The following is a 19,094-nucleotide window of genomic DNA, read 5'->3' as shown; positions in this document are numbered from 1 at the left end:
ACACCATGCCCGCCAAGGACGGCGGCTACTTCAGCCGGTTGGTTCGCAAGCTGACCAGCGACGTCGAGGACCTCGACGCCGACGAGATGTCCGAGAGGTCCGGGGCCGAGGGTGCTCGCCGCGCCTGTGACTGCCGGTCCGGCGAAGAGGCGACAGTGCTCGGCCGGCTGCGCAGCGTCGAGCTGTGCCCGAGCGAGGGAACTCCGACGCTCCACGCCGAGCTGTTCGACGGGACACAAGGCGTGACGCTAATCTGGCTGGGCCGACGCCGGATCCCCGGTATCGAGCCGGGTCGGACCATCAAGGTCCGCGGCCGGATGGCAGAGCGTGACGGCCAGAAGGTGCTGTACAACCCGTACTACGAACTCCAGAGCCCGGTAGGTTGATCGACTCCCGTGACTGAACCCGCTCCCCGCGACGAGAAGCACGTGCCCGAAGGCGGGGACGAAAAGCAGGACAGCGACCAGCACCACACCGACGACGGAACCGACACCGGAACCGACGCCGAGAAGCCCGAACCCACGTTGCTGGAGCAGATGGGCGGCGTGTCCGGTCTGTTCTACTCGTCGGTGCCGGTGATCGTGTTCGTGTTGGTGAACGCCTTCTTCGGGCTCACCGCGGCGATCTGGGGCTCGGTCGGCAGCGCCGTGGCGATCACGGTGCTGCGGGTCGTGCGCAAGGAGCCGCTGCAGCCGGCGATCTCGGGGTTCTTCGGGGTCGCGATCGCGGCGTTCATCGCGTTCCGCACGGGTTCGGCCAAGGGCTTTTTCCTCTTCGGCATCTGGGCGAGCCTCGCCTACTGCGGCGTGTTCGTGCTGTCGATCCTGGTGCGCTGGCCGATCGCCGGCGTGGTGTGGAGCGCGCTCAACGGCACCGGCCAGGCCTGGCGCAAGGACAAGCCCTCGCGCTACGGCTACGACGTCGCCACGCTCGCGCTGGCCGTGATCTTCGCCGCCCGGTTCGTGGTGCAGCGCTGGCTCTACAACAGCGACTACACCGGCTGGCTCGCGTTCGCGAAGATCGCCATGGGTTACCCGCTCTACGCGCTGGGCCTGCTCGTGGTCGTCTGGGCGGTCCGCCGCTCGGACAAGCGGCTCAAGGCGCTGGCCGAGACGGAGCCGAAGCCGGAGACCGACGCGGAGGTCGAGGCCCGGCTTCGCGAGAAGTACGCGCAGACGCCGACCCCGGAAGTCTGACCCGACCTTCCCCCAGACGCCGGAAAGGCCCCTCACACGCTCGTGAGGGGCCTTTCCCGTGTGGTCAGTATCCCAGGGCCGTGCGGATCTCCGGCTCGACGTCCGACGTCGCCACGAACAGCAGCTCGTCGCCGGCTTCCAGCGGGTCCTCCGGCTGCGGCACGATCACGCGGTCGCCGCGCAGGATCGTCACGAGCGCGGCGTCGCGGGGCAGTGCGATCTCGCTCACCGCCTTGCCGGCCAACGGGGTCTCCTCGGGCAGCGTGAGCTCCACGAGGTTCGCCTGGCTCTGGCGGAAGGTCATCAACCGCACGAGGTCGCCGACGCTCACGGCCTCCTCGACCATCGCGGCGAGCATGCGCGGGGTCGACACGGCCACGTCCACGCCCCAGGCGTCGGTGAAGAGCCATTCGTTGGCGGGGTTGTTCACGCGCGCCACCACGCGGCGCACGGCGAACTCCGTCTTCGCGAGCAGCGACACCACGAGGTTGGACTTGTCGTCGCCGGTCGCGGCGATCACCACGTCGCAGCGCTCGATCCCCGACTCCTCGAGGATCGACACCTCGCACGCGTCGCCGAGGACCCAGTCGGCCTGCGGCACGGTGTCGGGTTCGAACTGGTCCGCCTCGCGCTCGATCAGCATCACCTGGTGCCGTCCGTCGATCAGCTCGACGGCGATGGAGCGCCCGACGGCGCCGGCACCCGCGATCGCGACCCGCATCAGTTCTCCTCCTCCGGAGCGCGAGCGGCCACGCTCGTCACGTCGCTGACGGTGCCGGAGCGGGCTGCGACGTACACGACGTCGTCGGCCTGCACCATGGTCTTGTTGTCCGGCAGCACGCCGTTGCCGAACCGCATGATGAACGCGACGCGCGCGCCGGTGGCTTCCTGGAGCTCGCGCACGCTGCGCCCGACCCAGCCCTCGTTCAGCGGCAGCTGCAGCAGCGCGACGTTGCCCGAGGGGTCACGCCACACCGAGGCGACGCCGTCCGGCAGGAGGGTGCGCAGGAAGCGGTCGGTGGTCCACGGCACCGTCGCGACGGTGGGGATGCCGAGCCGCTCGTACACGGCGGCGCGCTTGTGGTCGTAGATCCGCGCGACCACGTGCTCGATGCCGAAGTTCTCGCGCGCGACCCGCGCGGAGATGATGTTGGAGTTGTCACCGCTCGAGACCGCCGCGAACGCGCCGGCCTGCTCGATACCGGCCTCGATCAGCACCTGCCGGTCGAACCCGACGCCGACGATCTGCTGGCCGTGGAAGTCGCTGCCCAGCCGGCGGAACGCCTGGGGGTTCTTGTCGATGACGGCCACCTCGTGGCCGAGACGCTCCAGCGCCGCGGCCAGGGATGCGCCGACCCGGCCGCACCCCATGATCACCACGTGCACGCCCTGCCTCCTCGTAGGTGGGGGTAAACCCGTCCGTAGGTACCCTCGCGCACCAGCGCCGAACCTACCGTGCGGGGTGGCAGTTAGTCTTCCGTGGTGTCGAAGTTCCCGACCGTGCTGAAGCGCCTGGTGCTCGGACGTCCGTTCCGCAGTGACAGCCTCGGCCACACGCTCCTGCCCAAGCGCATCGCGCTGCCGATCTTCGCGTCGGACGCGCTCTCCAGCGTCGCGTACGCGCCGGAGGAGATCTTCCTGACCCTGAGCTTCGCCGGGCTGTCGGCGTACGCGTTCGCGCCGTGGATCGGGGTGGCCGTGGCGCTGGTCATGCTGACGGTCGTGGCGTCGTACCGGCAGAACGTGCACGCCTACCCGAGCGGTGGCGGTGACTACGAGGTCGCCGGCACCAACCTGGGGAGCAAGTTCGGCCTCACGGTGGCGAGCGCCCTGCTCGTGGACTACGTGATGACCGTCGCAGTGTCCACTTCGTCCGGTGTCGCCAACATCGGCTCGGCCATCCCGTGGGTCGCCGAGCACAAGGTGATCACCGCTGTGGTGATCGTCGCGGTGCTGACCGCGCTGAACCTGCGCGGAGTGCGCGAATCGGGCAAAGCCTTCGCAATCCCCGTCTACGGCTTCATCATCGGCATCCTGGTCATGGTCGTGTGGGGGCTGATCGAAGCCGCGACGGGCACGACGATGCGGGCGGAGAGCGCCGGGTTCACGCTGCACTCCGAGGGCACGTGGACGGGCTTCGCGTTCGTCTTCCTGATCCTGCGGTCGTTCTCGTCGGGCGCCGCGGCGCTGACCGGGGTCGAGGCGATCAGCAACGGCGTGCCGGCGTTCCGGAAGCCGAAGTCGAAGAACGCGGCCACCACGCTGCTGCTCATGGGCGTGCTCGCGGTGGTCATGCTCATCGGCATCATCACGCTCGCCGTGATCACCAAGGTGAACTTCGCCGATAATCCGGCCGAACAGCTGCAGGGCGCCCCTGCGGGGTACCAGCAGAAGACGATCGTGACGCAGATCGCCCAGGCGGTGTTCGCCAGCTTCCCGCCGGCGTTCTACTACATCTCCTTCGCCACCGGCATCATCCTGCTGCTGGCGGCCAACACGGCGTTCAACGGTTTCCCGGTGCTCGGCTCGATCCTCGCGCAGGACCGGTACCTGCCGCGGCAGCTGCACACGCGCGGCGACCGGCTGGCGTTCTCCAACGGCATCCTGTTCCTCGCGATCTTCGCGCTGGTGCTGATCATCGCGTTCGACGCAGAGGTCACGCGGCTCATCCAGCTCTACATCGTCGGTGTGTTCGTGTCGTTCACGATCAGCCAGACCGGCATGGTCCGGCACTGGAACCGCCTGCTGGCCAAGGAAACCGACGGCGCGGTGCGGCGGCGGATGCGGCGTTCGCAGACGGTGAACGCGATCGGCCTCACGATGACCGGCACCGTGCTGATCATCGTGCTGATCACCAAGTTCCTGCTCGGCGCGTGGATCGCGATCGCGGCCATGGTGGCGATTTTCGTTTTGATGACGGCGATCCGGAAGCATTACGATCGCGTGGCCGAGGAACTGAAGGAACTCGGTGACACCCCGACGGTGCTGCCCTCGCGCAACCACGCGATCGTGCTGGTGTCCAAACTGCACCGGCCGACGCTGCGCGCGCTGGCCTACGCCAAGGCGATGCGGCCCGACGTGCTCGAGGCCGTGACCGTGAACGTCGACGACGCCGACACCCGCCGGCTCACCGCCGAGTGGGAGGCGCACAAGTTCAAGGTGCCGCTGAAGGTCGTCGAGTCGCCCTACCGGGAAATCACGAAGCCGGTGCTGGACTACGTGAAGCGCGTGCGCGGCGACAATCCGCGTAACGTGGTCACCGTGTTCATCCCCGAGTACGTGGTGGGCCACTGGTGGGAGCAGGTGCTGCACAACCAGAGCGCGTTGCGGCTCAAGGGAAGGCTGCTGTTCCAACCTGGTGTCATCGTCGCGAGCGTGCCGTGGCAGCTGGAGTCTTCGGCGAAAGCGGCCGAGCGCGAACGCCGGGCCCGACCCGCGGCCGGCGACGTGCGACGTGGATTCGCGGCGAGCGCCGGTGGTGCCGCGAAGCCCGTGGAAACCCCCAAACCGGCCAAGGAAACTGCTGAATGACGGAGAACTGGCTCGGCCGCGTGCTCGAGCTCGAGATCGGCCCGGTCGCCCACGGCGGCCACTGCGTGTCGCGTGTGGACGGACGAGTGGTGTTCGTGCGCCATGGGTTGCCGGGCGAGCGCGTGCGCGCCGAGGTGACCGAGGACAAGGGCGGCTCGTTCTGCCGGGCGGATGCGGTGGAGGTGCTCGACGCCTCGGAGCACCGCGTCACTCCACCGTGCCCGCTGGCTACGCCGGGTGGCTGCGGCGGCTGCGACTGGCAGCACGCCGACCCGGCGTACCAGCGTTCCCTGAAGGCGGCCGTGGTCGCCGAGCAGCTGGAACGGCTGGCGGGCATCACGCGCGACGTCGTGGTCGAGCCGCTCGACGGTGGCCCGCTCGGCTGGCGCAGCCGCGTGCGGCTCGTGGCCGGCCGTGACGGCCGCGCCGGGCTGCGCGCGCACCACAGCCACCGCGTCGTCGCGCTCGACGCCTGCCCCATCGCCGTGCCGGGCACGCTCGACGTGGCGCTGGCCAAGCGCTGGCGCCCGGGCACCGAGCTGGAGACGACCACCGACGGCGACGGGCACACGCACCTGCGGGAGCTCTCCACCGTCCACGGCCGCAACAAGTCCCGCCAGCTCTCCGGCGGCCTCGCCGTGCAGCACGCCGCCGGCCGCGACTGGCGCCTCGACGCCCACGGCTTCTGGCAGGTGCACCCCTTCGCGGCCGACACGTTCGCACAGCTCGTGCGCGAGTGGGCCGAGGCCCCGCGCGGCGGGGTGGCATGGGACCTCTACGCCGGCGTCGGGCTGTTCGCGTCCGTGCTGGCCGAACAGGTCGGCCCCGACGGGCGCGTGCTCGCCGTGGAGTCCGGCCGCCAGGCGGTGACCGACGGCGAGCGCAACCTCGCCGACCTGCCCCAGGTGTCGTGGCGCGCGGGTCGCGTCGAACACGCCCTGGAAGACGCCCCGAAGCCCGTCGACGTGGTCGTCCTCGACCCACCGCGCAAGGGCGCCGGCCGCGCCGTCGTGGACGCCATCGCGGCGGGCTCGCCCGACCGGATCGTGTACGTCGCCTGCGACCCCGCCGCGCTCGCCCGGGACCTGGCGACCTTCGCCGACCACGGGTACTCGCTCACCGACCTGCGGGCGTTCGACGCGTTCCCGATGACCCACCACGTGGAGTGCGTCGCGCTGCTGCAGTGATTTTGGCCCCGGCTCCGCCGGGGCGTGCGAGATCGCCTTTGAGCAGGCGATCTCGCGCTGTGGTGGCGTTGGTGCGGAGCCGAGCGAGATGCTGAGCGTGCTCAAGCTTTGATCGCGCCCGAGATCTTGGGCACGACCTCGTTCAGGCCGTAAGGCACGCTGAGCGCCGAGGGGAACGCCAGCGCGAGCGCGGTGGTCAGGTCGAGGGCGACGTACGAGCCGCGGCGGACGGCGGGGAGCTGCTGGAACAGCGGCAGCGCCTCGGTCTGCGCGCGGCTGCCCGGCGTGGTGTAGGTGAGCACGAGGACGTCGGCGTCGATGAGGTCCAGGCGTTCCGGGCTGATCTGTGAGCGGCCCGGGATCGAGGTCTGGGGCAGCGCCGTCACCTTCGGCGAGAGCACCAGGCCCAGCTGCGCGAAGAACAGGGCGGACGCGTCCTGGGCGCTGCTGATCGTGGTGATCGTGCCGTCGCCGGTGACCGGGCCGATGGTGAACGTGCGGCCGGCGAAGCTCGGGCTGGCGTCCTTCGCGGCCTTGATCTGGGCCTCGACGTCGGTGACGAGCTTCTCGGCCGCGTCGACCCGGCCCAGCGCGGTGGCGACGCGGCGCGTGGTGACCTGCCAGGTGTCCTTGTTGTAGCCGGATGCGGACGACAGCGTCGGGGCGATCGCGCTGAGCGTCTTGTAGTCCTGGGCCAGGGTGGATCGGTCGGTGCCGAGGATCAGGTCGGGCTTGAGCGCGGCGATGCGCTCGAACGGCAGCTGCGTGTCGGCGAACAGCTCGGGCGGGTGGGCGCCCGCCTTCACCTTGAGCCACGGCGACATCCCGCCCGGCAGGAACTTGCCCAGGTCAGGGGTGATGAGCGGCACGACGCCGAGCGCGATGGCCGCGTCCGAGTCGCGGTACTGCCCCACCGACACCACGCGCTGCGGCGGCCGGGGGATCGTCGTGGTGCCTTCGACGCCCTTCACGTCGACCGGGAAGCCGGGCGCGGCCGGACCGCTCGCGGCTGGGGTCTCGCCGGAGCTCGAACAAGCCGCCAGGGCCAGCCCCGCGGACACCCCCACCGCGGCTTTGAGTACCCCACGCCGCCCCACCAGAGCAGAAGTCATGCGCGGGATATTAGGTAAGCATTGCCTATTTTTGCAACGGCGTCAGCGGGCCCTGAGCGCGAAGCCCGCTGCGAGCCCCGTCACCGTCAGCAGCCCGCCGACACCGAGCAACAGCCACGCGCCCAGCGCCGGCCCGATGCCCGCGGCCGGGAACTCGTCCGCGAACGCCGGCAGCGTCCGCACGAGGTAGCGCACGGCGATCCCGGCGATGACGAGCCCGGGCAGCATCGCGAACGCCAGCGGCTCGTCGCTGTGGCGCTTGAGCGTGACCCACGCGAGCGCGAACGCGGCCGCCAGCGCCACCGCGCAGACGATCCTCAGCGCCAGGCTCAGCTCGGGGCCGAGGTCGTCGGCGGGCAGCCTGCCGGGCAGGGAGTGGGCCGTCGGCAGGACGAGGGCCACTCCGCCCGCCACGGCCGTGCCGGCCACCAGCACCGCCCGCGTCCTGCGCAGCGACCCACCGCTCACGACACCTCCACCAGGCCCGGGGACCCGAGTGTAGGGCGCCGTGACCGGTTCCACTGCCTCCGGACGGACGCTTGTGGTCGGGGCCCGCTCACCGGAAACCCGGCTCGCATGGTGATCTCAGGCGCGGTCCTGCTTGATCAGGTCCGCACATTTCTCGCCGATCGCCATCGTGGTGATGCATGGGTTCACCGTCACCAGGAACGGCATCACCGACGCGTCCGCCACGCGCAGGCCCTCGACGCCACGCACGCGCAGGCGAGCGTCGAGCACCGCGTCCGGGTCGCCGTCCGGGCCCATCCGGGCGGTGCACGCGGGGTGGTAGACGGTGTTGTGGGTCTTGCGGAGGTAGTCGGCGATCTCGTCGTCGCTCACGCAGTCGCGGCCCGGCGAGAGCTCGACGCCCGCCCACTCATCGAGCGCCGGCTGCGCGGCGATCTGGCGGGCCAGCTTCACGCCGTGGGTCATCACGCGCAGGTCGTGCTCGTCGGTGAAGTAGCGCGGGTCCACGCGGGGCTTGTCGCGGAAGTCGCGCGTGCGCAGGCGGACGGTGCCGCGCGAGCGGCTGCGCGTGACGTTCGGCGTGAGGCAGAAACCGTTCTCCGTGGTCGGGTAGCCGTGGCGCAGCGTGTTCAGGTCGAAGGGCACCGAGCCGTAGTGGAACATCAGGTCCGGCCGGTCCAGACCTTCTTCGGTGGTGGTGAAGATGCCGATCTCCCACCACTGCGTGGACTCGGTGACCATCGGCTGCAGCGCGTCCCACTGGACCAGGCCCTCGGGGTGGTCCTCCAGGTTCGAGCCGACGCCGGGGGAGTCCACGAGCACGTCCACGCCCACCTCGCGCAGGTGCCCGGCGGGCCCGATGCCCGAGAGCATCAGCAGCTTCGGCGTGTCGATCGCGCCGGAGCTCACGATCACCTCGCGTCGCGCGGTCACGGTCGTGTGGTGGATCAGGTCCGGGTGCTGCAGCTCGACGCCGGTGCAGCGACGGCCGTCGAACAGCAGCCGCTTGGCCCGTGCGCCGGTGCGCACCTCGAGGTTCTTGCGCGTGTCCAGGATCGGGTGCAGGTACGACACCGAGGCCGAGGACCGCACGCCGTCCTCGCGCGCGTTGATCTGGAACCAGTTGGCGCCGTGCGTGACCGTCTTGCCGGAGTTGAACTCCATGGTCGGGATGCCGGCCTGCTCGCACGCGGCGAGCATCGCGACACCCGCGGGGTCGCGCGGCGGCACGGACCGGATCGTCACGGGCCCGGAGCGGCCGTGGTGCTCGCCGGGGCCGTCGTTGGTCTCGAGCCGCCGGTACAGCGGGAAGATGTCGGCGGCCGACCAGCCCGGCAGGCCGAGTGACGCCCACTCGTCGAGGTCTTCGGCCGGTGCCCAGAACGCGATGCACGAGTTGTGCGACGAACACCCGCCGAGCACCCGGGCGCGAGCCTGGCGCAGGAACGAGTTGCCGGCCTCCTGCGGCTCCACCAGGTAGTCCCAGTCGTAGCCGGATTCCAGCAGCGCCATCCAGTTCGTCAGCTCGAGCACGGCGGCGTCGTCCACATCGGACGGTCCGGCTTCCAGCAGGCAGACGGTGACGTCCGGGTCCTCCGAAAGTCTCGCCGCCACCACCGAACCCGCCGTGCCGCCGCCGACCACCACGTAGTCGAACTCGTTCACCTGGACTCCTCCTTCTGAGACGACGGCACCGAAGCGTGGCCCGCGAGCACCCCGATGCGGTGGCGCTGCACGAACCAGTAGTAGGCGAACCCGCCGGCCGCGAACACGCCGACGAACAGCACCGAGCTCCAGCGCAGGTACCAGTGGAACGGCGGCGACGCGTTGTAGATCTCCGTGCGCGGCCACGCGAGGTTCACCGTCATCCCGAGGCCCCACAGCACCGCGAGCACGTTCACCGGCAGGCCCCAGCGCCCGAGCGAGAACCGCCCCGGCGGACAGTCCTTGCGCGGCCACTGCCCGCGCAGCCGCTTCACCAGCATCGGCACGGTCACCAGCAGATAGGCCACGTAGATCAGGATGATCGCGAGACTCGTCACCGCCGAGAAGATCTGCGACGAGTTGATGTTGACCAGCAGCAGCGCGATGGCGATCACGCCGATCACGATCGCCGGCAGCACCGGTGTGCCCGTCTTCTTGTTGACCCGTGCGAGCTTCGAGCCGCCGGGTAGCGCGTTGTCCCGCGCCATCGCGAACGCGATGCGGATCGCCGCCGTGTGCACGGCCAGCACGCACACCGTGATCGCGATGAACACCACGAACAGGAAGATCCGCCCGATCGCCGGCCCGAGCGCGTCGGTGAGCACGAACTGCAGGCCGACCGTGCCGAGCTCGGGTGCGTGGATGTTGCCGACGGCCATGAGCGCGAACAGGATGATCAGCCCGCCGAGCAGGAACGACGCCACCAGCGCGCGCATGATCGCCTTCGGCGCGTTGCGGTGCGGGTCCACCGACTCCTCGCCGAGCGAGGCCGCCGTGTCGAACCCGTACATCACGTAGGACGACGCGATGGCCGCGATGAGGAACGCGCCGAGGTAACCGCCCGCGTGCCCGGCGCCGGTGCCGTTCGTCTCCGTGACCACGCCGGGACCGCGCACGAAGTGGAACGCCAGGAACACCACCAGCAGCACCGCGAACAGCAGCTCGATGAACACGCCCGCGCTGTTGATCCGGGCCATCAGCTTCACGCCGAACGCGTTGACCAGCGTCGTGAACACGATGAGGCAGGCGGCGAGCAACACGCCGTTGGCCGCGTCGCTGGTGCCCGAACCGTCGCCGATGAACTGGAAGAACGAGGTGATCTGCGGCAGCGTGCGCTGGTAGGCCAGCGCCGTCGCGGAGATGGACACGATCGAGGCCAGCAGCATCATCCAGCCCGCCAGCCACGCCACGTGCCCGTTGCCGAGCTTCTTCGCCCAGTTGTAGACCGACCCGGCCACCGGGTACTGCGCGGCCAGCTCCGCGAAGCTCAGCGCCACCATGAGCTGCCCGGCGAACACCATCGGCCACGACCACCAGTACGCCGGGCCGCCCTCGGAGATCCCCAGGTAGGAGAGCTGGAACACGCCCGTGAGCACCGAGATGTAGCTGATGCCGGCGGCGAAGGTGTGGAAGCTGCCCAGCGTTCTCTTGAGCTGGTTGGTGTAGCCGAACTCGCCGAGTTCTCGGTCGCCGCTGTCGCTGGTGTCCGCGCCGGCGCGGCCGCCGGTGTCGGTGCTCACGGGCACTGGTCCTTTCGGTGGTTCTCGATCGGACTAGGGCTTGAAGGCGCTTCTCGAGGGCGCGGGTGTCAGCCTGCGAACCACTTCTGCGGGCCGGGACGCAGGTTCTGGTATATGTGCTTGGCCTCCGTGTACTCGGCCAGGCCCGTCGGGCCCAGCTCGCGGCCGAAGCCGGACTGCTTGTAGCCGCCCCACTCGGCCTGCGGCAGGTACGGGTGGTAGTCGTTGATCCAGACCGTGCCGTGGCGCAAGCGGTTCGCCACGCGCTGTGCCTTCGCCGCGTCGTAGGTGAACACGCCGCCGGCCAGCCCGTAGTGGGTGTCGTTCGCGATGCGCACGGCGTCGTCCTCGTCGGTGAAAGTCTCGACGGTGAGCACCGGTCCGAACGATTCCTCGACCACGGCGTGGCTGCCTTGGGCGACGTTGTCGAGGATCGTCGGCAGGTAGTAGAAACCGTTCCGCAGCTCGGGGTCGTCGGGCCGGTTGCCACCGGTGCGCAGGACGGCGCCCTCGGCCAGGGCCGTGGCGACGTAGCGCTCGACCTTTTCACGGTGGGCGGCCGAGATCAGCGGTCCCGTCTCGGCGTGCTCGTCGAACGGCCCGCCGAGACGGATCCGCTCGGCGCGGCGCACCAGCTCGTCGACGAACTCGTCGTGCCACTCCCGTTGGACGATGAGCCGCGCTCCCGCGGAGCAGACCTGGCCGGAGTGCAGGAACACGGCCGTGAGGGCGTAGTCCACGGCGGTCTCGAAGTCGGCGTCGGCGAACACCACGTTGGGGTTCTTGCCGCCGAGCTCCAGGGCCACCTTTTTCACCGTCGCGGCGGCGTTGGCGGCGATCACGCGGCCGGTGGCCAGACCACCGGTGAACGAGACCAGGTCCACGTCCGGGTGCTCCGAAAGCGGCGCGCCGGCTTCCGGGCCCGCGCCGAGCACGAGGTTGGCGACGCCGCCGGGCAGGCCGGCCTCGGTGAGCAGCTTCATGAGCAGGATCGACGTGTGCGGCGTCAGCTCGCTCGGCTTGAGCACGAACGTGTTTCCCGCGGCCAACGCGGGCGCGACCTTCCAGATGGTCTGGAGCAGCGGGTAGTTCCACGGCGTGATGAGCCCGCACACCCCCACCGGTTCGTGCACGATCCGGCTGAACGCCTCGGCGCTGCCGGTGTCGACCACCCGGCCCGCGTCGTTGGCCGCGAGCTTGCCGAAATACCGCAGGCAGGCGGCGATGTCGGCCATGTCGTAACGGCTCTCCACCAGGCGTTTGCCGGTGTCGAGCGACTCGGCGCGGGCGAAGGTCTCGGCGTCGCGGTCGAGCAGGTCGGCCGTGCGCAGCAGCAGGTCACCGCGGTGCGCGGCGGGCGTCGAGGGCCACGGGCCGGTGTCGAACGCGCGCCGGGCGGCGGCGATCGCGGCCTCGGTGTCCTCGCGCGTGGCCTCGGCCACCTCGGCGACGAGCGAGCCGTCGGCCGGGCACCGGATTTCGCGCCGGCCACCTGCCTTCGCGTCCACCCATTCGCCGCCGATGTACAAGTCCGCCATGAGGTCCTCTCGATCTTGGTCCGGTTCGGATTATCGGGGCCACTCGCGGTAGCCGCGACTTGGCCGAAGACTCCATGTTCACACCCGACCGTGGAGTTGCGCGGGGCGTCGGCGTGTGATCCGGGACGCGGGCGGCGCGGCGGTGGTGGCGCGGATCCGTAGACTGGCCCGAACTGGCGGGAGCGAAGGGAACCAGGCGAGGTGGAGCTGTGACGATGCTGGACTCCGTGCACGGACCGGCGGACCTGAAGCGCATGAGCGTCGAGGACCTCGACGAGCTGGCCGCCGAGATCAGGGATTTCCTCGTCGAGAAGGTGCGGCGGTCCGGGGGTCACCTCGGTCCGAACCTGGGTGTCGTGGAGCTCACGCTCGCGCTGCACCGGGTGTTCGATTCGCCACGCGACGCGATCGTGTGGGACGTCGGTCACCAGGCGTACGTGCACAAGATCGTGACGGGCCGGCACAGCGAGTTCGACAAGCTGCGCCAGCTCGGCGGGCCGACGGGGTACCCGTCGCGTGCCGAGAGCGAGCACGACCTGGTGGAGAACAGCCACGCGTCCACCGCGCTGTCCTATGTGGACGGCCTGGCGAAGGCGTTCGAGCTGTCCGGTGGTGCCCCGCGCCACGCCGTGGCGGTGGTCGGCGACGGCGCGCTGACCGGCGGCATGTGCTGGGAGGCGCTCAACAACATCGCGGCGAACCGGGACCGCCCGGTCGTGATCGTGATCAACGACAACGGCCGGTCCTACTCGCCGACCATCGGCGGGCTCGCCGACCACTTGGCGGCGCTGCGGCTGCAGCCCGGTTACGAGCGACTGCTCGACGGCGGGCGCGAGATCCTGCGCAACACCCCCGTGGTGGGCCGGCCGATCTACGCCGCGCTGCACGCCGCGAAGGCCGGCATCAAGGACGCGCTGAGCCCGCAGGTGATGTTCTCCGACCTGGGCCTGAAGTACCTCGGCCCGGTGGACGGCCACGACCTGGTGGCGCTGGAGAAGGCGCTGCAGAGCGCCCGCGCGTACGGCGGCGCCGTGATCGTGCACGTGGTCACCGAGAAGGGCCACGGGTACGCGCCCGCGGTGAACCACCAGGCCGACCAGATGCACCAGACCGACCCGATCGACCCGGAGACCGGCCTGCCGCCGGTGAAGGGTCCCAGCTGGACCGGCGTGTTCGGCGACGAGCTGGCGAAGATCGGCGCCGAGCGTGAGGACGTGGTGGCGATCACCGCGGCGATGCTGCGGTCCACCGGCCTGGAGAAGTTCTCCGAGAAGTTCCCGGACCGCTGGTTCGACGTCGGCATCGCCGAGCAGCATGCCGTGACGTCGGCGGCGGGTCTCGCGATGGGCGGCTACCACCCGGTGGTGGCGGTCTACTCCACGTTCCTCAACCGCGCGTTCGACCAGGTCCTGATGGACGTCGCGCTGCACCGCCAGCCGGTGACGTTCGTGCTCGACCGCGCCGGCATCACCGGCCCCGACGGCCCCAGCCACCACGGCATGTGGGACCTGTCCCTGCTCGGCATGGTGCCTGGCATGCGCGTGGCCGCGCCCCGAGACCCGGGCACGCTGCGTGAGGAGCTACGCGAGGCCGTCGCCGTGCAGGACGGCCCGACCGCGCTGCGCTTCTCCAAGGGCACCGTCGGTGCCGACCTGCCCGCCGTGGAGCGCCTCGGCACGGTCGACGTGCTGCGCCGCCCGCGCGAGTCCTGCACCCCGGACGTGCTGCTCGTCGCTGTCGGCTCGTTCGGCAAACTGGGCCTCGCGGCCGCCGACCGCCTGGCCGACCAGGGCATCGGCGTCACGGTCGTCGACCCGCGCTGGGTCGTCCCCGTGCCGGCCGAACTGGTCGCCCTCGCGGAACAGCACAAGCTCGTGGTGACGGTCGAGGACAGTGGCCGCCACGGCGGCTTCGGCTCCGCCCTGGCCGCCGTCCTCCGCGACGCCGACTGCGACGTCCCGCTGCGCGACCTGGCCGTGCCGCAGAGCTTCCACGACCACGGCTCGCGGGACGAGGTGCTGGACCGCGTCGGCTTGACCGCCCAGGACGTGGCGCGCCGCATCACGGAGTGGGCGTCGGGGCGGTTGGGTGTGGCGCAGGATGTACCGCTGGAGAATCCGCGGGGCTGAGTTTTTCTGGCCTGGTTTCAGGCGGTGGTGTCACGGTGATCTCCGTGGCGCCACCGCTTTTTTGTTGTCGCAACGACAAAATCGCCGGGTGAGGTTAGGGCAATCGGCTCATTGCACGAGCTCATTCGGGTCCACTTCGTCGGCCGCCGGTTGCCTTCCGCAATTGCTTCACCACAAGGCTAAGGTCCACCCCACACGGAGAGATCGCGAAGAACGTGATCGCCGTGAGCAGCGACAGGAACGAGCCGACGCAGCTGCCCACCACGCCGAAGTGCGCGCCGGAGGACACCGCGTTGTTCGTGCGCGTCACCGGGCCGTACACAACGCCATCGGCGCCAGCACGAGCCCGCCCAGTACCACGCCGGCCGCAGTCGCGGTGAGCGCGGCCCAGAAGCGCAGGCCGTACGCGTTGGGCAGTGTGCCAAGGATGATGTGGCGAACGTGTCGGCCCGCTCATCCGCACCTCATTGGAACCGGGTCATCACGTGCTTCACGCGGGTGTACTCGGCGAGCGCGTACGCCGAGAGGTCCAGCTCGCGCCGGGGTGGCCGAAGCCGCCGTGGGGCATTTCCGCGGTGAGCGGCCCGTAGTCCACACCGGACAGTGGTCATCGCTTTGTCGACTTCAGGGCGTGGGTCACCGCTTCTCCAGGTGGGTCGGGGCGAACATCTTCAGCACGGCCGGCAGCACGACCACCGACGGCCCCGGCGTGCGCACGGCCTTCGCCAGATCGGCGCCGACGGAGTCCGGTGTGGACCGCACGGCCGGAACCCCGAACGACTCCGCCAGCGCCACGAAGTCGGGCCGCGCCAGCTCGGTCGCGGTGGTCTCGCCGAACGCGCCGGTGAGGTACTCGCGCAGGATGCCGTAGCCGCCGTCGTCGATCACGAGCCACGTGACGTCGAGGCCGTGCTGCTTCGCGGTGGCCAGCTCGGCCAGGCCGTACATCGCACCGCCGTCGCCGGAGACGGCCAGCGCGGGGCTGCCGGTGGCGGCCGCGCCGAGCGCGCCGGGCAGCCCGTAACCGAGGCCGCCCGCACCCTGCGCGGTGTGGATCGGCGCGCCGTCCGGCGGCCACGCCGACCACGCCCAGTAGGCGGCGATCGTCATGTCCCAGAACGTCTGCGTGCCCTCCGGCACTGCCGCGCGGATGTCGTCGACGAGCTTGCGTTCGGCAGCCAGGTCCTGACTGTCCAATCGGGACTCGACCCGCGCGAGCAAATCGGCCACGGTGGCTTCGGCCCGTCCGTCCGCGGCCCTCGGCGGGACTTCCAGCGCCCGCAGGAACAGCCGTACGTCGGCGTGGATGCCCAGCGCGGGGTAGTTCGACTCCAGTTTCCCGAGGTCGGCCTCCACCTGGATCACCCGCCCGCGCGGCGCGAACTCGCGGTAGTTGCTCGACAGCTCGCCGAGCCCCGACCCGAGCACCAGCAGCACGTCCGCGCCGGCCAGGAACTCCGTGGTGTGCCAGTCCTCCAGCCACGAGCGCGCGGACAGCTCGTGATCCCACCGGAACACACCCTTCCCGCCGAACGTCGACACCACCGGCGCCCGCAACGCCTCGGCGAGCGCCGGCAATGCGGCGTGCGCACCGGATCGCAGCGCGCCACCACCGGCGAGGATCACCGGATTCTCCGCCGCGGCCAGCAGTTTCGAAGCTTCCGCGACCAGCTCCGGCAACGGTTCCAGCGGCACCGGCGTCGCGGTCACCTCGCGCAGGGGTGGCAACGAAGCCGGTGCCAGCAGCACGTCCTGCGGGATCTCCACCCACACCGGTCCGTACGGCGCGGTGGCCGCCACAGTCCACGCTTCACGCAGCGCCGTCGGGATCTGGCTGACGGTCCGGACCACGTGCACCGACTTCACGATGTCGCGGAAGCTCGCCTGCTGGTCGGGCAGTTCGTGCAGGTAGCCGTGCCGCCCGCCGCCGAGCCCGGCGACGGGGATCTGGCTGGAGATCCCGAGCACCGGCACCGATGCGGCCCGCGACTCCTGCAGCGAAGCCAGCGTCAGCAAGGCACCCGGGCCGGTCGACACGATCATCGGCGTGACCGGCACCGGGCCGCGGGGGTCCGCCGCCAGCCGCGCGCGGGCGAACCCGTCCGCGGCGAACGCCAGGTTGTTCTCCACCCGCGAGCTCAAAACGCGCACGTCGTCCGCGCGCCGCAGCGCCTCGAACAGCCCCAGCGCGTGCTGTCCCGGCAGCCCGAACACCGTGTCCGCGCCGAGTGCCCGCAGCGTCTCGACGACGACGTCGCCCCCGATGCGCGTCATTCGCTCTTCCCCAGCGCCAGCAGGCTCACGAGGTCGTAGGCCACGTGCGAGGCGGCGATGGCGGTGATCTCGGCGTGGTCGTAGGCCGGGGCCAGCTCGACGACGTCGGCGCCCACCAGGTGCAGCTCGCGCAGCCCGCGCAGGATCTCCAGCAGCTCGCGGCTGGTCATCCCGCCCGCCTCGGGCGTGCCGGTGCCGGGCGCGTGCGCGGGGTCGAGCACGTCGATGTCCACCGAGACGTACAGCGGCCGGTCGCCGATCCGCTGCCGCAACGCGTCCACGGTCTCGTCGATGCCGCGGCGCAGCACGTCGCCGGAGGTGACGATGCCGAAGCCGAGCCGGCGGTCCTCGTCGAGGTCGCGCTTGCCGTACAGCGGGCCGCGCGTGCCGACGTGCGAAAGCGCTGCGGTGTCGAGGATTCGTTCCTCGACGGCGCGGCGGAAGGGGGTGCCGTGCGTGTAGGGCTCGCCGAAATAGGTGTCCCACGTGTCGAGGTGCGCGTCGAAGTGCAGCAGCGCGACCGGGCCGTGCTTCTTCGCCGTGGCCCGCAGCAGCGGCAACGCGATCGTGTGGTCGCCGCCGACCGTCACCAGCCGCGTGCCGCCGGCCATCAGCGCTTCGGCGTCCTGCTGCACCTTTTCGATGGCTTCGCCGATGTGGAACGGGTTCGCCGCGATGTCCCCCGCGTCCACAACCTGCCGCTCGGCGAACGGCGACACGTCCAGCGCCGGGTGATACGGCCGCAGCAGCCGGCTCGCCTCGCGCACGGCGGCGGGACCGAAGCGCGCGCCCGGCCGGTAGGACACGCCGGAGTCGAACGGGACGCCGACCACGGCGACGTCGGCGTGGTCCACCTCGTCGATCCGCGGCAGCCGCGCGAAGGTCGCGAAGCCGGCGAAGCGCGGGACGCGCGACGAGTCGAGCGGGCCGATCGGGGGCAGGTCACTCACTGCGGTGTGCTCCTCGTGGTCGGGGGTGTTCAGGCCTGCGCGGCGGCGGGGGTCTCCCGCGCCGCGGCTTCTTCCTCGGAACCGTTCAGGCGCCGCGTCCAGACGGACAGGATGCTTTCGGGGGTGCGCCGCGTCGCGAGGCTCACCGCGACGTACACGATCAGGCTCGCGCCGAGGCCCCAGTAGATCGGGCTGTTGGCCGCGACGCCGTCGATGATCATGAACGCGACCACGAACACCGTGCCGGCCACCATCGACGCGTACGCGCCCTGCCGTGTGCCGCGCTTCCAGAACAGGGCGCCGATGATCGTGACCAGCAGGCCGCCCACCAGGATGTCGTAGGCGATGGTCAGCGCATTGACGACGTCGTCCACGATCATCGCGATACCGATGGCGACGATGCCCAGGATCAGCGTGGTGACGCGGTTGCGCAGCACCTCACCGCCCTTGAGACGATCTTGCGCAGCAGGTCCGACGTCGTGGTGGTGGCGCACGCGATCAGCGCGCCACTGGAGGTCGACATGAGCGCCGACAGCGCCGCGGCCAGCACCAGCCCACGCACGCCGGTGGGCAGCAGCCGCTCGGCGATGGTGGCGAACGCATCCTGCGCGCTGCCGAGGTCGGGGTAGAGCACCTTCGCGGCCGTGCCGATGAGCGCGCCGGCCACGCCGTAGACGAGGCAGTAGACGCCGGAGATGATGCCGCCGCCGGTCGCGATGCGCGGGGTGCGGGCGGTGAACACGCGTTGCCAGATGTCCTGCCCGATGAGCAGCCCGAAGGTGTAGATCAGGAAGTACGTGAGGATGGTTTCGCCGCCGATCGAGGTGAACTCGAAGTAGGTGGCGTCGAGCTTGTCGGCCATCCCGCCGAAGCCGCCGGCGGAGACGAGCGCGATGGGCAGCAGCACGAACAGGATGCCGATCGTCTTGATCACGAACTGCGCGATGTCGGTGAGCGTGATCGACCACATGCCACCCAGCACCGAGTAGAGCACCACGATCGAGCCGCCGATGGCGATGCCGGCCCAGCTCGGGATGGAGAACAGGACCTTGAAGATCGAGGCGAACGCCAGCGTCGAGGTCACGGTGAGCATGAGCGTGTAGCCCCACATGACGACCCCGGACACGGCGCTGGTGCGGCCGCCGTAGCGCAGGTCGAGCATCTCGCCGACGGTGTACACACGCAGCTTCACCAACCGCCGCGCGAACACGGCGTGGAGCACGAGGATGCCGACGCCGATGGTGACCACGAGCCACGCGCCCGAGACGCCGTAGGTGTAGCCGAGCTTCACGCCGCCGACCGTGGACGCGCCGCCGAGCACGACGGCCGACATCGTGCCGGAGTACATGAACCAGCCGAGCCGCCGGCCCGCCACGAGGTAGTCGGACTTCGTTTTCGCCAGGCGCAGGCCGATCCAGCCGACTCCGATCATGCCCGCGATGTACAGCGTGATCACCGCGTAGTCGCCGCCCACGGGGTCCTCCT

14 protein-coding genes and 2 pseudogenes are annotated in these 19,094 nt (G+C 70.5%); 5 read left to right on the top strand and 11 right to left on the bottom strand.

Annotation, left to right across the window (positions count from 1 at the left end; genetic code table 11):
• Window positions 1-5: 5 nt before the first annotated feature.
• Window positions 6-386, top strand: coding sequence for an OB-fold nucleic acid binding domain-containing protein (locus tag QRX50_RS43935; RefSeq protein WP_285968978.1), 381 nt, complete (start codon window positions 6-8; stop codon window positions 384-386).
• A gap of 9 nt (window positions 387-395) precedes the next feature.
• A complete protein-coding gene (locus QRX50_RS43930; RefSeq protein WP_434533198.1) occupies window positions 396-1,196 on the top strand; it encodes a DUF3159 domain-containing protein in 801 nt (266 codons plus the stop codon).
• Window positions 1,197-1,260: 64 nt separating this feature from the next.
• Here QRX50_RS43930 and QRX50_RS43925 read toward each other — a convergent pair whose 3' ends face one another.
• On the bottom strand, window positions 1,261-1,917 hold the full coding sequence (locus QRX50_RS43925; RefSeq protein WP_285968977.1) for a potassium channel family protein: 657 nt from the start codon (window positions 1,915-1,917) through the stop codon (window positions 1,261-1,263).
• The gene (locus QRX50_RS43920; RefSeq protein ID WP_285968976.1) at window positions 1,917-2,582 is read right to left on the bottom strand and encodes a potassium channel family protein; all 666 of its coding nucleotides are present in this window, start codon (window positions 2,580-2,582) and stop codon (window positions 1,917-1,919) included. The genes QRX50_RS43925 and QRX50_RS43920 overlap by 1 nt, the downstream gene beginning before the upstream one ends.
• A gap of 96 nt (window positions 2,583-2,678) precedes the next feature.
• Between QRX50_RS43920 and QRX50_RS43915 the strand changes: the two genes are divergently transcribed.
• Window positions 2,679-4,727: an APC family permease gene (locus QRX50_RS43915; protein WP_285968975.1), complete on the top strand. Its 2,049-nt coding sequence runs from the start codon at window positions 2,679-2,681 to the stop codon at window positions 4,725-4,727.
• Entirely contained in the window at window positions 4,724-5,914 is a 1,191-nt protein-coding gene (locus QRX50_RS43910; protein WP_285968974.1) for a class I SAM-dependent RNA methyltransferase, read from the top strand. Before QRX50_RS43915 ends, QRX50_RS43910 begins: the two co-directional genes overlap by 4 nt.
• 101 nt (window positions 5,915-6,015) lie before the next feature.
• Here the strand turns inward: QRX50_RS43910 and QRX50_RS43905 are convergent, their stop codons facing one another.
• The 5 genes from QRX50_RS43905 to QRX50_RS43885 all read right to left on the bottom strand — a co-directional run bounded on the left by QRX50_RS43905 (window position 6,016) and on the right by QRX50_RS43885 (window position 12,256).
• Window positions 6,016-7,026 (bottom strand): iron-siderophore ABC transporter substrate-binding protein, encoded by a 1,011-nt coding sequence (locus tag QRX50_RS43905; RefSeq protein ID WP_285968973.1) that lies wholly within the window; start codon window positions 7,024-7,026, stop codon window positions 6,016-6,018.
• A 42-nt stretch (window positions 7,027-7,068) separates the two neighbouring features.
• Window positions 7,069-7,494 (bottom strand): hypothetical protein, encoded by a 426-nt coding sequence (locus tag QRX50_RS43900; protein ID WP_285968972.1) that lies wholly within the window; start codon window positions 7,492-7,494, stop codon window positions 7,069-7,071.
• Between the two features lie 117 nt (window positions 7,495-7,611).
• On the bottom strand, window positions 7,612-9,159 hold the full coding sequence (locus QRX50_RS43895; protein ID WP_285968971.1) for a GMC family oxidoreductase: 1,548 nt from the start codon (window positions 9,157-9,159) through the stop codon (window positions 7,612-7,614).
• Window positions 9,156-10,718 (bottom strand): APC family permease, encoded by a 1,563-nt coding sequence (locus QRX50_RS43890; RefSeq protein ID WP_285968970.1) that lies wholly within the window; start codon window positions 10,716-10,718, stop codon window positions 9,156-9,158. Before QRX50_RS43890 ends, QRX50_RS43895 begins: the two co-directional genes overlap by 4 nt.
• 68 nt (window positions 10,719-10,786) lie before the next feature.
• Window positions 10,787-12,256: an aldehyde dehydrogenase family protein gene (locus tag QRX50_RS43885; RefSeq protein ID WP_285968969.1), complete on the bottom strand. Its 1,470-nt coding sequence runs from the start codon at window positions 12,254-12,256 to the stop codon at window positions 10,787-10,789.
• 209 nt (window positions 12,257-12,465) lie between these two features.
• Here QRX50_RS43885 and dxs point away from each other — a divergent pair, with 209 nt between their 5' ends.
• On the top strand, window positions 12,466-14,385 hold the full coding sequence (gene dxs / locus QRX50_RS43880; RefSeq protein ID WP_285968968.1) for a 1-deoxy-D-xylulose-5-phosphate synthase: 1,920 nt from the start codon (window positions 12,466-12,468) through the stop codon (window positions 14,383-14,385).
• A gap of 199 nt (window positions 14,386-14,584) precedes the next feature.
• On the opposite strand, the pseudogene QRX50_RS43875 reads toward dxs, so the two are convergent.
• The 4 genes and pseudogenes from QRX50_RS43875 to QRX50_RS43860 all read right to left on the bottom strand — a co-directional run.
• Window positions 14,585-14,817 (bottom strand): annotated as a pseudogene (locus tag QRX50_RS43875) (cytosine permease); the annotation flags it as partial.
• Window positions 14,818-15,021: 204 nt separating this feature from the next.
• A complete protein-coding gene (locus QRX50_RS43870; RefSeq protein ID WP_285968967.1) occupies window positions 15,022-16,659 on the bottom strand; it encodes a thiamine pyrophosphate-binding protein in 1,638 nt (545 codons plus the stop codon).
• The gene (gene speB, locus QRX50_RS43865; RefSeq protein ID WP_285974717.1) at window positions 16,656-17,600 is read right to left on the bottom strand and encodes an agmatinase; all 945 of its coding nucleotides are present in this window, start codon (window positions 17,598-17,600) and stop codon (window positions 16,656-16,658) included. The genes QRX50_RS43870 and speB overlap by 4 nt, the downstream gene beginning before the upstream one ends.
• 38 nt (window positions 17,601-17,638) lie before the next feature.
• Window positions 17,639-19,083: pseudogene (locus QRX50_RS43860) on the bottom strand (sodium:solute symporter family protein).
• Window positions 19,084-19,094: the final 11 nt, after the last annotated feature.

This window comes from Amycolatopsis sp. 2-15 (assembly GCF_030285625.1).
GTDB lineage: Bacteria > Actinomycetota > Actinomycetes > Mycobacteriales > Pseudonocardiaceae > Amycolatopsis > Amycolatopsis carbonis.
The sequence above is the reverse complement of the archived record's forward strand: the minus strand, read 5'-3'. Positions and strand labels throughout refer to the sequence as shown.